Source organism: Novosphingobium sp. PC22D (genome assembly GCF_002556635.1).
Lineage (GTDB): Bacteria > Pseudomonadota > Alphaproteobacteria > Sphingomonadales > Sphingomonadaceae > Novosphingobium.
Genome location: NZ_MWMO01000001.1, coordinates 439,107 through 453,179, shown reverse-complemented (window position 1 = coordinate 453,179; position 14,073 = coordinate 439,107). Strand labels below are relative to the sequence as shown.

Sequence of the window (14,073 nt, the reverse complement as noted above, 5' to 3'; positions counted from 1 at the left end):
TCCGGGCGCGGTCGACCCGTGGACGCTGCGGGCGAGGGCGGATCGCTTGCGAGGCGCACGTTCGCCGGCAGGGGAAATACGATGAGCAGATTGATTGTCATCTCGAACCGCGTTTCGGTTCCCAATCCCATGGGCGCGAAAGGCGCGCAGGGCGGACTGGCGGTCGCGCTCTCGGCGGCGCTGCGAGAATACGGCGGTATCTGGTTCGGCTGGTCGGGACAGGAGACCGACGAATTCACCGGCCATCTCGACGTCCAGCGCAACGCCGGCGTCACCACCGCGACGATCGATCTCGAAGCGCAGGACGTCGACGAATACTACAACGGTTATGCCAACCGGACGCTCTGGCCGCTGTTCCACTACCGCATCGACCTGACCGAGTACGACCGCAACTTTGGCGAGGGATACGAACGCGTGAACGCGCGCTTCGCCGACAACGTCGCCCCGCTGATCGAGCAGGACGACCTCGTGTGGATTCACGACTACCATCTGCTTCCGCTGGCTTCGCTGCTGCGGCAGAAGGGTCTGAAGAACCAGATCGGGCTGTTCCTCCACACGCCCTGGCCGCCGGCGCGGCTGCTGGTTACGCTGCCGTTCCACGAGCGGCTCGTGACCTCGATGCTCGCTTGCGACGTGATCGGGTTCCAGACCGAGGAGTGGCTCGAAAGCTTCCTCCACTACGTGCGCAAGGAACTCGAACTCCCGGTCTCGGACGACGGCTCGATCGAGTACGAGGGGCGCACCGTCTACGCCAGGGCCTTCCCGATCGGCATCGACTACGACGATTTCGTCGAGGGCGCGAACAGCCCCGAGGCGACGGCCGCCTACGAGAAGCTGCGCAAGTCCACCCGTGGGCGCAAGGTTCTGATCGGCGTCGACCGGCTCGACTATTCGAAGGGCCTGGGCGAACGGCTCGACAGCTTCGGGCGCTTTCTGACGGTCAATCCCGACATGGCCAAGGACGTGGTCATGCTCCAGATCGCGCCGCCTTCGCGTGGCGACGTGGCCAGCTACCAGCAGATCCGCGAGGACCTCGAGCGCAAGGCCGGTCATATCAACGGCGCGCATGCCGATGTCGCCTGGGTGCCGATCCGCTACGTCAACCGCGGCTATCCCCGCACCGAGCTTGCCGGCTTCTACCGCGCCGCCGACATCGGGCTGGTGACCCCTCTGCGCGACGGCATGAACCTGGTTGCCAAGGAATACGTCGCGGCCCAGAATCCCGACGATCCGGGGGTTCTTATCCTCTCACGCTTCGCCGGCGCCGCGCTCCAGCTTTCCGATGCGCTGCTGGTCAATCCGATGAGCGCGGACGAAGTGAGCGAGACGATCAAGCACGCGATCGACATGCCGCTGGCCGAGCGCAAGGAGCGCCACGCGGCGCTGCTGGCCTCGGTGCGCGACGAGCACGTCGGCAAGTGGACCGACGATTTCATCGCCGTGCTCGCCAATCCGGTCAGCGAGGATGCCGCGCCGCTCGAAGCGGAGTGAGGGTCACGCGGGGAACGCATCGACTGTCACAAATCCTTAGCCGTACGGAAACCCTATTAACATGAGTGGCGTATATGGAGTAACGCGGTGACGGGCCAAGGGCCTTCACCGGCCGGGAACGGCGAAAAAGAGCTATAACAGAAGGCCGAAGGGCGCAGGACGGAATCGAATCAATGCCCATCTACGGTGAATGCGTCGGCGCGTCCGCATCGGCGGCGGCCATGATCTCCCAACTTGGCGGCAGCAGTTGCGAGCTCTGGCTCGAAAGCGCCTCGGCGAATCTCGATCACGATTTCGCGCTGTGGATCGGCGCCATGGGCCCCTTTGCCGCGACCTGCATCAGCCGCGACTGCGACGGCCACTGCTCGGCGACCTTCAAGGAGCCGATCGACGATCGCATCGTCGAGCATTTCCGCGCCGAAGCCTGCTGATCGCCGCGCGGCAAAGCGGACAAGGCGTTCGCTTTGCCCTCTGGCGCTCACCGGCTCGCTTGCGCCAAGATGGCGCGATGATGAAACGATTCGCGCTTGTCGCTCCGCTGCTGCTAGCCGCGGCGCCGCCCGCCTCCAATTCTCCCGCTGCGCCTGACGCCGCATCGGCCGCCGCAGATGTCTACGTCGCGATCGAGACCACCGCCGGCACGATCACCCTCGACCTTGAGGAAACCCGCGCGCCGCTCACCACGGCGAACTTTCTCAAGTATGTCGATGCCGAGCGGTTCGACGGCACCGCGTTCTACCGCTCGATGCACCTCGACTGGGGCGAGCAGCCCAACGGCCTGATCCAGGGCGGGATCGCCGGAACCCCGACCCGCGCCTTCCCCCCGGTCGCGCATGAGCCGACCAGCGAGACCGGCGTGCTGCACAAGGCCGGCACGATCTCGCTCGCCCGCTTCGCGCCGGGCACCGGCACCGGCGATTTCAGCATCATGGTCTCGGACATGCCCGGCCTCGACGCCGATCCCGAGAGCGACGATCCGGAGACTCGCGCGGGCTTTGCCGCCTTCGGCCATGTCGTCGAAGGCATGGACGTGGTCCGCGCCATCTGGGACGCACCGCTCTCGGCCACCAAGGGCGAAGGCGCACTGAAGGGCCAGATGATCGAAAACCCGGTCAAGATCGTCTCGGCGCGGCGGGTCGAGGCGCCGGAGCCGGCCCCCGCCCGGAACGAGATGCCGGAAGCGCCCTAGAAGGGAGGACCTGTCTCCCCGGGTCAAGCCCGATCGCACGACTTCCGTCACCACGCCATATACCGAGGTTCAAGCACCATCCCTGCCAGGTCGGCACTGCCAAACAAGAGGAATTCCGGCTTGTCGCGCTTCCGGTTCATCGTGTCTCTGGTCTTGACGGTCGGCATTGCCGGGTCGGCCTGTGGTCAGGCGAGCAAGACTGACAGTTCGGATGCCAGGATCGAGGTTCCGAAAGTGGAACGCGAAGGCGTGTGGCAACCTGCCGCCGACGGGACGCAAGTGCCGCTCTGGCCCGCGAACGTCGCGCTCGCGAAACCCGACACCGGTGATCGACCGGAGGCGACCGGCAACGGCTCGCAGACCGTCGGAGGAAGGCAGTGGCACTGGGCCGGCTATGTCACCCGCCCGACGATGACGATCTATCGGCCCGGGGGACGAAACACGGGCGCTGCCATGCTGGTCCTGCCAGGCGGTGGCTTCACCGTCGTGGCCATGGATCTGGAAGGCACCGAAATCTGCGATTGGGTGGTCCGGCAGGGCATGACCTGCGCTGTCCTCAAGTATCGCGCACCGCAAGCCTGGCCAAAGCAGAACGGGCACAGCCGGCGACCGGAAGTGCTTCTTGCGTTGGAGGATGCACAGCGGGCGATGGGGTTGCTGAGGCACCGCGCTTCGACCTACGGCATCGATCCGCACAAGATCGGCGTGATCGGGTTTTCCGCCGGGGGGTATCTCGTGGCGAACATGAGCAACACGGAGGAGCGGACCTATCCGCTTGCCGACGCCGCCGACCGCGAGTCCACGCGGCCCGACTTCGCGGTGATCGTCTACACGGCCCGCCTCCTGGACCCGGACGCGGAGAGGAACAACCTGGTGCTCGCTCCGTGGGCGAAGATCAGCCCGAAGGCACCGCGCACTCTCATCATTCACGCGATGTGACGGAGTCGACGATATCCGGCACCCGCTCGCCTATGCGCTGGCCCTGAACGATGCGGGCGTGCCGGTCGACATGCGTGTCTATGCGAAGGGTGGGCATGCCTTCGGCATGCGTCCGACAGGCGATCCGGTCACGACGCAATGGCCCAGACAAGTCGAGCAATGGCTGCACGACATCGGCGTGCTGTGAACCCGGTACAGACGCCGGCGGAAGCATGAAACCGCAAGGCTGAGCGCCAGCGCTCCGCGAGCCCCGTCGTTCCCGGACCGGCAGGCACCATCGGCTGCCGCCCCGCGCCGGAGGCGAAGCCGGTCTCCCGCCTATTCCTTCGGCAGCGCCGTCTTCGAGCTGCTCAGTTCGGCGAGGATGTCGTCGGCCGGGCTCTTGCCCGGCGAGGGCAGCGCGGCGCTTGACTTCGAGGGACCGGCGATCTCGGCGAGGATCGAATCGGCGCTGCTGGTGCGGCCGCCGATGCCCGCCTCGAGAAGCTGGCGGTCGAGATCGGCGCCCGATTCCATCGCCGCCATTTCCTCGCCCGCCTCGAGCCGCGCGGCCATCTGCTCCTGGCGATCCTTGATCCGGTCAAGCGAGCCCATCGCGCTGCCGAGCCGCGAGTTGACCCCCGCGTGGCTGGACGCGATCGACTTCTGCGCCTTCTGCAGCGATTCGGTCGCCTTCACGCTCTCGACCTCGCGCTTCATCGCGGCGATGCGCTGCTCGGTCTCCTTCACCGTGCGCAGCATGATCGCCTGCTTCTGCTGCATCTGCGCGAGATCGGCCTCGTCGCGCTGCAGTTCGGCGCGGCTCGTCGCGACCCGCTCGGCCACGGCTCGCGCCAGGTCCTCGCGGCCCGCGTCCATCGCCCCGCGCGCGTTCTCGATGTCGCGCGCTTCCTTGGCCTTGGTCGCTTCGACGCGCTTTTCGATCCGCTTGGCGGTGGCCATCATCCCCGCAAGGTCGCCGCGCGCCTTGCGCAGCGCGTTTTCGGCATCGCGCAGTTCCTGATCGAGGATGCGCATCGCCTGGCTGTCGACGATCGCCTCGCCCGCCTCATTCGCGCCGCCGCGCACGGCGGTGAACAGCTTGCCCCACACGCTCATGCCGCTTCTCCCATCTTCGCGGCATCGCCGCCCGCAGCGATCCACTCGCCGACCCATTCGGCCGCATCGACCGCGTTCGCCGCGAGCACGGCGACTTCCTCGATCAGCACATGCGCCTCCGACAGCGACGAGAGCGAGCCGAACAGCTCGTACCATTCCTCGCTGCCGACGGTGGTGATGCCGAAGGTCGAGAGCGGGATCAGCTTGTGCACCGCGAGCAGCGTACGTTCGAACGCCTCGCGATTGGGAATCTCGGAGGCCGCGACGATATTCACGCCGCACAGGATCTGCTCGCCGGTCGCGACCATCAGCACATCGAGATCGCCGCGCTCCTTGAGCGTGATTCGCAGAACGTCACCCTCGATGGCGACATCGACGTCGCCCAGTTCCTCGGGATCGGAGGCGAAGAGTTCGGTCAGCTCCGCGAGCCCCCAGCCGCCCGTGGGGACGGGCCATTCCTCGGTCATTGTCGCTTGTCTCCCGCGGCCTTCACCGCTGCCCTTGCTGCCCATGCCGGGCCTTGTATAACCGCCCGTGGTTTTAGCCGCCCGTCACGGGCAGGCAAGGGGGCAAAGGGTTACGTGCCGATCTTTCGCGGCATCTGGCAACGCGTCTACACCGCGATCGCGACGCTCTCTTGGAGTGTGCTGACGATAGGCTTCGTCGGCCATGCACTGGTGAGCTGGCTGCTGCTCGACCTGGCGGGCGAGAGCGACCTCACCCGAGACGCGGTGACCTTTGCCTATTACTATATGACCACCGCGACGACGGTCGGCTACGGCGACTTGTCGCCGGGCGGACAGATGGGCAGGCTGGCGGACATCGTCTGGGTCTTGCCCGGCTCGATCGCGCTCTTTACCTCGGTGCTCGGAAAGGCAATCTCCGACATCGGCGGATACTGGAGGAAGCGGTTGCAGGGCATGGGCGACTTTTCGGAACGGCAGGGGCACACGCTCGTCGTCGGCTGGCAGGGCGCGCGCACTCGCGGCATGATCGAGGAGCTGGGTATCGAGCACAATCGCGGCGAGCGCATCGTGCTGGTCGCGAGCGGGCTCGCCGAGAACCCGATGCCCGATGTCATCGATTTCGTTCAGGCCGAGGAATTGTCCTACCTCGACGGCTACGCGCGCGCCGGGGCGGCGCGGGCCGCCTCGGTGATCGTGCGCGGCGATCATGACGACGAGACACTGGCGGCCACGCTCGCGGTGCGCGGCGCCGCGCCGCAGGCGCACATCGTCGCCTACTTCCAGAACGACAGCGCGGCTGACCTGATCCGGCGGCAGTTTCCCGAGATCGAGGTGATCACCTCGATCGCATCGGACATGCTGGTGCGCGCGGCGCGCGATCCCGGGTCCTCGCGCCTCGCCAACCTGATGTTCTCGAGCCGCAATCCCGACACCGCCTATTCGATGAAGGTTCCCCAGGGCACCGCCGCGATGCGCTATTTCGCGCTGTTCTGCGCGCTCAAGCAATATCACGACCTGACACTGGTCGGCATCGCGCGCGCCGACGGGGCCGACCTCAACTGCGCGCCGGACGAGCAAATCACCGGCGGCGACACGATCTTCTACATCGCCGACGCGCGCTGCGGCCCCGATTCCATCGCATGGGCGCGGCTGGCGGGAGAACCGGCATGATCCGTTCATGGTTCGGCGGCAGGAAACAGGACGCCCTGCCCGAGGAGCTGGGCCCGCTCGGCTGCGCGATCGGCGGCGCGCTGGTGATCGACACGCTCGGGCTCGAAGCCGCGCTCGCGGCGGGCGATCCGGCGATGGGCGCGCCCGAGGGCGGCAACTTCGTCGTCGTCGCGGTCGGCACCGCGCGGCTTGACGGCAATTCGCAGCTCACCCGCTACTACGACGACGAGGACCGCATCGTTCAGGTGATCGCCCCGCCGGGCGGCGGCTTCGAAGCGATCCAGGACGTCAGCATCTATCGGCCGTGGGACTCGGTGGTCCCCGCCAGCCGTTCGGAGTGGGAGCGCTGGATCGGCCACCGCGGCCTGGTCGGCGCGCCCGAATACGACGCCGACGGTTTGCTCTATTCGCGCTACTGGGGCGCGGGCGACGACCATGCCGACCTCGTCGAGTTCGTCGAGACGGTCTCCGACGGCGAGAGCAGCCGCGAGATCCAGCAGAAGTGCATGCTCTATGCGCGCCGCATCGGCTCTGTCGAGGAGATGCTGCTGCTCAACATCGAGCAGGACCTGGCCCACGCCGCACGCCGCGAAGGCGCCTCGATCGAATTCCTGATAGGATACGGCCTCGGCGCGGCCGACGTGCAACGCGTCTGAGACACCAAGGAGGGGTGAAGCGATGAACGGATACGTGGCCGGACTGCCGGCATTCCTGGCCTATTTCGGCAGCGGCGTGGTTATCCTCGTGGCCTTCGCGCTGATCTATTCGCTGGTGACGCCACAAAAGGAATTCCGCCTGATCGCCGAGGGCAACGTCGCCGCGACGACCGCCTATGTCGGCGCGCTCGTCGGCTTCAGCCTGCCGCTCGCCTCGGCGGCGGCCAACTCGGTGGCGATCGTCGACTTCGTGATCTGGGCGGTGATCGGCGCGGTGCTGCAGTTGATCGCCTTCGGCGTCGCCGCGATGGTGCAGAAGGGCCTGTCGAAGCGGATCGAGAGCGGCGAGATGGCGGCCGGCGTCTGGGCGGGCGGCGTCGCGCTCGTCACAGGCATGCTCAATGCCGCCTGCATGACCTATTGAGCGGGAGACTCGCATGAGCAACGCGAATCAAGGCGAGCGCAAGGCGCGCCGCTTCACCTCCGGCAAGCGCCAGAAGCTGGTGCTCGGCGGCATCGCGGCGGCGAGCGTCTCGCTGTCGGGCTGTTCCAGCAGCGAACCGGAATTCAGCGACGCGCGCTTCACCTCGGTGGCCGAATGCACCAAGGCAGGCTTCCCCGAGGATCTGTGCTCGCAGTCCTACACCGCTGCGATGGACGCGCAGCGCGAGAACGCGCCCAAGTTCGACACGCTGGCCGCCTGCCAGCAGGAATGGGGCGCGAACAACTGCACTCCGACCTATAACGCCAGCACCGGCGGCAACGTGTTCATGCCGCTGCTCGCCGGGTTCATGGTCGGACGGCTGATGCAGCGCGACTACTGGAACAACGGCTACGTCAACTACTACGGCGGCGGCTATTCCGGGACGCCGATCTACCGCAACCGCTCTGGCGGCACGGTCACCGTCGACCGGGGGTCGACGGGCGTCGCCAGAACAACGCCGGTCAACGTCAACACCAAGGCGGTCGCGTCGAGGGGCTTCGGCGGCATGGGCATGAGCCGCAGCGGCGGCGGTCGCAGCGGCGGCTTCAGCTTCGGCGGCTGAGCGCGCGGAGCACCGGCCCGCATGGACCGCATAACCCTGCCCGAGCGTCCCGACTGGCGCGAGAAGGCCCGCGCGGTCGGCTTCGGCTTCCACGAGATGTACGGCGAACCCTATTGGGTCGACGATGCCGCCTACACCTTCTCGCTCGCGGAGATCGAGGATGAGATCGAGGCGCCATCCGAAGCGCTTCACGAGCTGTGCATGGACCTCGTCGCCGAAGTCGCCGAGAGCCCCGCCCTGCTCTCGCGCATGGCGATCCCCGAGGCGCGCCACGCGTTGATCCGCGATTCCTGGCACGCGGGCGACCGCCATCTCTACGGCCGCTTCGACCTCGCCTACGACGGCCTCGGCCATGCCAAGCTGCTCGAATACAACGCCGATACGCCCACCTCGATCTTCGAGGCGGCGTTCTTCCAGTACAACTGGATGGTCGACCAGACCGAGCTCGGCGCGCTGCCGGAGGGATGCGACCAGTTCAACATGCTTCAGGAAAGTCTCGTCGAGGCCTTCGCCACCTTCCCGCCCGACCGCATCCTGCACTTCTCGTGCTGGATGGCGAACGACGAGGACCGGGGCACCTGCACCTACCTGATGGACTGCGCCGTGCAGGCCGGGCACGAAGTCGACATGCTCGACATCCAGGCGATCGGCGTCGATGCGCAAGGCCGCTTCGTCGACACGCACGAGCGCACGATCGACCGTTGCTTCAAGCTCTATCCCTGGGAAGACATGCTGCGCGAACCCTTCGCGCAGTACCTCAGACCCGGTGTCTTCATCGAGCCCGCTTGGAAATCCGTGCTGTCGAACAAGGCGATCCTGCCGCTGCTATGGGAACGCCACGAGGGCCATCCCAACCTGCTGCCCGCCTACTTCGCCAACGACCCGCGCGCCGAACGGCTCGCGGACGCGGTGATCAAGCCCGTGTTCTCGCGCGAGGGCGAGAACGTCGTGCTGCGCCGCCGGGGCGAGACCGTCGAGGAAAGCGAGGGCGACTACGGCGATGAGCCACGCGTCGCGCAGGCCTATGCCCCGCTGTTCGCGCGCGCCGGTATGCACGCCGTGCTCGGAAGCTGGATGATCGGCGACCGCGCCGCCGGGCTCGGCATGCGCGAGGACGGCTCGCGCATCACCCGCAACCTCTCGCGCTTCGTGCCCCACGTGATCGTGCCCTGACGAGCGCGGGCCAGTGACCGATGGCGCGACGGTCATGGGCAAGGCGGCAGGCGGCCCCTCAGCCTTCGGAGAAGAGCCCCGCGAACCGCTCGCGCAGCAGCTTCTTCTGGATCTTGCCCATGGTGTTGCGTGGCAGTTCGTCGAGCGTGAGGATAGTCTTGGGAACCTTGAAGGCAGCAAGATCGCGGCGCAGGTCCGCGCGCACCGCTTCGGCGTCGAAGGCCCCGGCGGGCTGGACCACCGCGACCACCGCCTCGCCGAAGTCGGGATGCGGCACGCCGATCACCGCCGCCTCGGCGACGTCGGCGCGATCGTCGAGCAGCGCCTCGACTTCGGCCGGATAGACGTTGAGGCCTCCCGAGATGATCAGGTCCTTCTCGCGCCCGACGAGCTGGATCGAGCCGTCCACGTCGATGAAGCCCATGTCGCCGGTGATGAAATAGCCGTCGGAGCGAAACTCGCTCGCGGTCTTCTCGGGCATCCGCCAGTATCCGGCGAAGACGTTGGGGCCCCTCACCTCGACGATGCCGACCTCGCCCTGCGGGAGGACCTTGCCCGTCCCGGACTCGGCGATGCGCACCTCCACGCCCGGAAGCGGCGGACCGACGAAGCCCGCGCGCCGCTCCCCCTCGTAGGGGTTCGAAGTAATCATGCCGGTTTCGGTCATGCCGTAGCGCTCGAGCACGCGGTGCCCGGTGCGCTGCTCGAAGGCGCGGTGAATGTCGGCCGAGAGCGGCGCCGAGCCCGAAACGAACAGCCGCATGTTCGACGCGGCCTCGCGAGTGAGACCGGGCTCGCCGAGCAGGCGGATATAGAACGTCGGCACGCCCATCAGGACGGTCGCTTCGGGCATGTGGGCGAGCACGGTCTCGGCATCGAACCGGGGCAGGAAGACCAGGCTCGCGCCCGAGAACAGCACGCAGTGCATCGCCACGAACAGGCCGTGGACGTGAAAGATCGGCAGCGCGTGGATCAGCCGGTCGTCCTCGGTGAAGCGCCACAGGTCGACCAGACTCTCGCCGTTCGAAACGAGGTTGGCATTGGTCAGCATTGCCCCCTTGGGCTTGCCGGTGGTGCCCGATGTGTAGAGGATCGCGGCAATGTCGTCGGGTTCGCGCGGCACCGGCGCGGCGGCGGCTTCGGGCAGGTCGGCGAAGAGCTGGTCGAGCGTGCGGATCGCGACGCCCTCGCCGCCGATCCGGGCGAAGAGATCCAGGCTTTCCGGGCGGCAGACCGCGAGCACCGGCGTCGCATCGCTCACGAAATAGGCAAGCTCGGCCTCGGTATAGTCGACGTTGAGCGGGAGGTAGACCGCGCCGAGGCGCACCACCGCGAAATAGAGCAGCAGCGTCTCGACCGACTTGCCGGTCTGCACCAGCACGCGCTCGCCCGGCGCGACGCCGAGTTCGGCCAGCCGCGTCGCCAGCCGCGCCGACTGCTCCTCGATCTCGCCATAGGTCCAGTGGCGCGCGCCGTCCTCGATGAAGACCTTGTCCGGCCAGGCGGCGAAGGTTCGGGCGAAGCGGGTATGAAGATCGCGCACGCGGCTGTTCTCCCAGATTGTCGGTGCGCGTCCGGGGTGGCGAGTACGGCGCGTGATTGCAAGGCCGGCCAGACCGAGACTCAGGCGGCGGGCTTCGCCTCGGACCCGGAATCGCCTTGGTGCGTACCCAGTTCGCCCACCGTCCAGCCGTCGGGGTAGGCGATCGCGACGAGCCGCTGCATGTCGTCGGGAGCGCCGTCGGGAACGGGATCGCGCCGTCCCATCGCGCGCAGCATGGCGTGCGCCGCCCAGCGCTCGGGCGCGGTGCGCGCGCGGTAGCCGCAGGCGACGAGCACGCGCGGCTCGAGCTGCCCCAGGAGCAGAACGCGGGCGCCAGGGCGCATCCAGCGGGGAAACAGACCGAGGAAGAAGCCCAGCGTCGCATCGGCGAGCCGCCTGTTCTGCGGTTCGAAGCGCGCCTGATCGTCGAGATAGCCGGCCCAGAACGCCTGCATCTGTGCGGTCGTTTCGGGCAGGCCGCGCCGCGACCCATAGGCGCGTGACTGCAGATCGTAATAGTTGCGCAAGGCCCGACGCTCGTGATCGGTGACATCGCGCCAGCCGAAGCGCTCGGAAAGTTCGAGCCCGCACAGCGCCTCGTCGCAGCCGACCGCGACGAAATCGTCCTCATGGATGTCGTAGCGCCGGTGCATCGCGTTGACCCGCTTGGCCGCATCGCGGCCCGGCCCCGGCGTGAAGCCATGCTCCATCACCTCGCGCGAGAGCAGGATCGTATCGATGATCCGCTTGGCGATGCGGTTTTCGATCTCGCCGGTTTGTGCGAGCACTCGCGAGATGCGCGGGCTGGCGAAAGTCATCATGAAGCCGTTGAAGCCCTGCGGCAGCATCACCGAGCGGAAATCGGCATAGAACAGTCCGATGATCTCGCGCGCGTCGGCGTCCGGATCGAGCGAGAGAATGCGGTCGCGCCGCGCATAGGGGTCAGACACGCCAAGCCAGGTCTTCGTCATCGCCCCTCTCCAGCGGCCGGCCTTGCGCCGGTTCGGCTTGCTCCCCGGCCCCGCTCCCGCCAAGACTGCGATACACGATGGCCAAGCTCTATTTCTATTATGCCAGCATGAACGCGGGCAAGTCGACCACGCTCTTGCAGGCGGACTTCAACTATCGCGAGCGCGGCATGGCGACGATGCTGTGGACGGCCGCGATCGACGGACGCGCCGAGAGTCATGCGATCAAGAGCCGCATCGGCCTGGGCGCCGATGCCCATCGCTACGATGCCGGGACCGACTTGTGGGACGCGGTGAGCCGGCGGCACGCGGACGAGCCGCTCGCCTGCGTGCTGATCGACGAGGCGCAGTTCCTCTCGTCCGGGCAGGTCTGGCAATGCGCCCGGCTCGCCGACGAGGCCGAGATCCCGGTGTTGTGCTATGGCCTGCGGACCGACTTTCGCGGCGCGCTGTTTCCCGGCTCGGCCACGCTGCTCGGCATCGCCGATTCGCTGGTGGAGCTCAAGGCCGTGTGCCACTGCGGCCGCAAGGCGACGATGAACTTGCGCGTCGACGCCGGCGGCGGCGCGGTGATCGAGGGCGCACAGACCGAAATCGGCGGGAACGAGCGCTATGTCGCCTTGTGCCGGAAGCATTTTCGCGAGGCGCTGGGCGACCCGCACTAGCCGTCCGCCGCGAACGCTGGCGCAACCTGCGGCCCGTGCCTATCTACGCGCCATGTCCGATACCGTGGTCCTGGCCCTCATCCTCATCCCCTGCCTGATCGTCGCCATCGTCTTTCACGAGGTGGCGCATGGCTGGGTCGCGAACCTGCTCGGCGATCCGACCGCCAAGGAGATGCGGCGGCTCAGCCTCAATCCGCTGCGCCATGTCGATCCCATCGGTACGGTGATCCTGCCCGGCGTGCTCGCGCTCTCGGGCGCACCCGTGTTCGGCTGGGCCAAGCCGGTGCCGGTGGTGCAGCGGCGGCTCAACAATCCGCGCTACGGGATGATGGCGGTCGCGGCCGCCGGGCCGGGCACGAACATCGTGCTCGCGACGATCGGGGCGATCCTGTTCGGCCTGTTCCTCGGCACGCTCACCGCGCCGCCGCAGGGCACCACCGAAATCGTCTTCGCGGCGTTCAACTATTTCATCGTCATCAACCTGTTCCTCGCGCTGTTCAACCTCCTGCCGATACCGCCGTTCGACGGCTCGCATATTGTCGAGGGACTGCTTCCGCCCGATCTTGCACGCTCCTACGCCAAGCTGCGCCCCTTCGGCTTTCCGCTGCTGTTCCTGGTGCTGCTGGTGATCCCCTGGCTGTTCCCGGGGCTCGGCATCGTCGAAAACGTGGTGGTGCCGCCGGTCGAGTGGGCGCGCGAGAAGTTCATGATGCTCGCCGTATTCGTCGCGGGCGGCTGAGGCGATGCCCCACGGCTGGATCATCCTCGACAAGCCGGTCGGGCTCGGCTCGACCCAGGCGGTCGCCGCGGTGAAGCGCAACTTGCGCGAGGCGGGATACGGCAAGAAGGCGAAAGTCGGCCACGGCGGCACGCTCGACCCGCTGGCGAGCGGTATCCTGCCGATCGCGATCGGCGAGGCGACCAAGCTCACCGGGCGGATGCTCGATGCCAGCAAGGCTTACGCATTCACGGTGCGGTTCGGCGAGCAGACCGACACGCTCGATGCCGAGGGCGCGGTGATCGAGACCAGCGACGTGCGCCCGACGCTCGCCGATATCGAAGCGGTCCTGCCGCGCTTCACCGGTCCGGTCGAGCAGGTGCCTCCCGCCTATTCGGCGCTCAAGGTCGACGGCCAGCGCGCCTATGACCTGGCACGCGCGGGCGAAGATGTGGCGTTGAAGACGAGAGCGGTGACGATCCACGCCCTCACGCTTCGTCCGGACGAAGCCGGCAGCAGCACCCCCCTCGAAGCGGCCACGCTCCTGGCGGATGTCAGCAAGGGCACCTATATCCGAAGTCTGGCGCGCGACATCGCGCATGCGCTGGGCACCTGCGGCACGGTAACGATGCTGCGCCGGACCCGCGCCGGTCCGTTCGACCTATCCCACGCGATTTCGCTGGACAAATTGAACGAAGTCGGTAAAGGCGCGCCGCTTGAACAGGTACTCTTGCCGCTGGAGGCGGGGCTGGACGACATCCCGGCCCTCGATCTCGACCCGGAGCAGGCAAGGGCGGTCCGCCAGGGCCGCGTTCTGACCGGGATGCCCCACGACGACGGGCTCCATTTCGCGCGATACGGCAAGGTTCCGGTAGCGCTCGTGGAAATTGCGGGCGGCGACGCCCGCGTCGTCAGGGGGTTCAATCTTTCCGATGTCGCGGAGTGAATGA

17 protein-coding genes are annotated in these 14,073 nt (G+C 67.3%); 13 read left to right on the top strand and 4 right to left on the bottom strand.

Annotation, left to right across the window (positions count from 1 at the left end; genetic code table 11):
• The first annotated feature begins 81 nt into the window (after positions 1–81).
• The 5 genes from otsA (at position 82) to B2G71_RS24725 (ending at position 3,806) form a co-directional block, all read left to right on the top strand.
• Complete coding sequence (otsA, locus tag B2G71_RS02095) at positions 82–1,491, top strand: alpha,alpha-trehalose-phosphate synthase (UDP-forming) (protein ID WP_098104092.1); 1,410 nt, start codon at positions 82–84, stop codon at positions 1,489–1,491.
• A 173-nt stretch (positions 1,492–1,664) separates the two neighbouring features.
• Entirely contained in the window at positions 1,665–1,922 is a 258-nt protein-coding gene (locus B2G71_RS02090; protein WP_098104091.1) for a hypothetical protein, read from the top strand.
• A gap of 77 nt (positions 1,923–1,999) precedes the next feature.
• Positions 2,000–2,680 (top strand): peptidylprolyl isomerase, encoded by a 681-nt coding sequence (locus B2G71_RS02085; RefSeq protein WP_098104407.1) that lies wholly within the window; start codon positions 2,000–2,002, stop codon positions 2,678–2,680.
• Between the two features lie 120 nt (positions 2,681–2,800).
• Positions 2,801–3,619, top strand: coding sequence for an alpha/beta hydrolase (locus tag B2G71_RS02080; RefSeq protein ID WP_240529962.1), 819 nt, complete (start codon positions 2,801–2,803; stop codon positions 3,617–3,619).
• A gap of 58 nt (positions 3,620–3,677) precedes the next feature.
• On the top strand, positions 3,678–3,806 hold the full coding sequence (locus tag B2G71_RS24725; RefSeq protein ID WP_276306898.1) for a hypothetical protein: 129 nt from the start codon (positions 3,678–3,680) through the stop codon (positions 3,804–3,806).
• 131 nt (positions 3,807–3,937) lie between these two features.
• Here B2G71_RS24725 and B2G71_RS02075 read toward each other — a convergent pair whose 3' ends face one another.
• Both B2G71_RS02075 and B2G71_RS02070 read right to left on the bottom strand, forming a co-directional pair.
• On the bottom strand, positions 3,938–4,717 hold the full coding sequence (locus B2G71_RS02075) for a PspA/IM30 family protein (protein ID WP_098104090.1): 780 nt from the start codon (positions 4,715–4,717) through the stop codon (positions 3,938–3,940).
• Positions 4,714–5,184, bottom strand: coding sequence for a DUF2170 family protein (locus B2G71_RS02070; RefSeq protein WP_098104089.1), 471 nt, complete (start codon positions 5,182–5,184; stop codon positions 4,714–4,716). Before B2G71_RS02070 ends, B2G71_RS02075 begins: the two co-directional genes overlap by 4 nt.
• 114 nt (positions 5,185–5,298) lie before the next feature.
• On the opposite strand from B2G71_RS02070, the gene B2G71_RS02065 reads away from it, so the two are divergent.
• The 5 genes from B2G71_RS02065 to B2G71_RS02045 are packed head-to-tail and all read left to right on the top strand — an operon-like array spanning position 5,299 to position 9,229.
• Complete coding sequence (locus tag B2G71_RS02065; protein WP_098104088.1) at positions 5,299–6,354, top strand: potassium channel family protein; 1,056 nt, start codon at positions 5,299–5,301, stop codon at positions 6,352–6,354.
• Positions 6,351–7,010, top strand: coding sequence for a DUF2491 family protein (locus B2G71_RS02060; protein WP_206049248.1), 660 nt, complete (start codon positions 6,351–6,353; stop codon positions 7,008–7,010). Before B2G71_RS02065 ends, B2G71_RS02060 begins: the two co-directional genes overlap by 4 nt.
• A 22-nt stretch (positions 7,011–7,032) precedes the next feature.
• Positions 7,033–7,434: a DUF350 domain-containing protein gene (locus B2G71_RS02055; protein ID WP_098104087.1), complete on the top strand. Its 402-nt coding sequence runs from the start codon at positions 7,033–7,035 to the stop codon at positions 7,432–7,434.
• A 13-nt stretch (positions 7,435–7,447) separates the two neighbouring features.
• On the top strand, positions 7,448–8,056 hold the full coding sequence (locus B2G71_RS02050; RefSeq protein ID WP_098104086.1) for a DUF1190 domain-containing protein: 609 nt from the start codon (positions 7,448–7,450) through the stop codon (positions 8,054–8,056).
• 21 nt (positions 8,057–8,077) lie between these two features.
• On the top strand, positions 8,078–9,229 hold the full coding sequence (locus B2G71_RS02045; protein WP_098104085.1) for a glutathionylspermidine synthase family protein: 1,152 nt from the start codon (positions 8,078–8,080) through the stop codon (positions 9,227–9,229).
• A 58-nt stretch (positions 9,230–9,287) separates the two neighbouring features.
• On the opposite strand, the gene B2G71_RS02040 is transcribed toward B2G71_RS02045, so the two are convergent.
• Together B2G71_RS02040 and B2G71_RS02035 are read right to left on the bottom strand one after the other, a co-directional pair.
• Entirely contained in the window at positions 9,288–10,772 is a 1,485-nt protein-coding gene (locus B2G71_RS02040; protein WP_098104084.1) for an AMP-binding protein, read from the bottom strand.
• A gap of 80 nt (positions 10,773–10,852) precedes the next feature.
• A complete protein-coding gene (locus tag B2G71_RS02035) occupies positions 10,853–11,743 on the bottom strand; it encodes an oxygenase MpaB family protein (RefSeq protein WP_141521465.1) in 891 nt (296 codons plus the stop codon).
• 77 nt (positions 11,744–11,820) lie between these two features.
• On the opposite strand from B2G71_RS02035, the gene B2G71_RS02030 reads away from it, so the two are divergent.
• Genes B2G71_RS02030 through truB form a run of 3 tightly spaced genes read left to right on the top strand, consistent with a single transcriptional unit; the run spans position 11,821 to position 14,069 of the window.
• On the top strand, positions 11,821–12,405 hold the full coding sequence (locus B2G71_RS02030) for a thymidine kinase (protein ID WP_098104082.1): 585 nt from the start codon (positions 11,821–11,823) through the stop codon (positions 12,403–12,405).
• 52 nt (positions 12,406–12,457) lie between these two features.
• Entirely contained in the window at positions 12,458–13,144 is a 687-nt protein-coding gene (locus B2G71_RS02025) for a site-2 protease family protein (protein WP_098104081.1), read from the top strand.
• Positions 13,145–13,148: 4 nt separating this feature from the next.
• Positions 13,149–14,069 (top strand): tRNA pseudouridine(55) synthase TruB, encoded by a 921-nt coding sequence (gene truB, locus B2G71_RS02020; protein ID WP_098104080.1) that lies wholly within the window; start codon positions 13,149–13,151, stop codon positions 14,067–14,069.
• Positions 14,070–14,073: the final 4 nt, after the last annotated feature.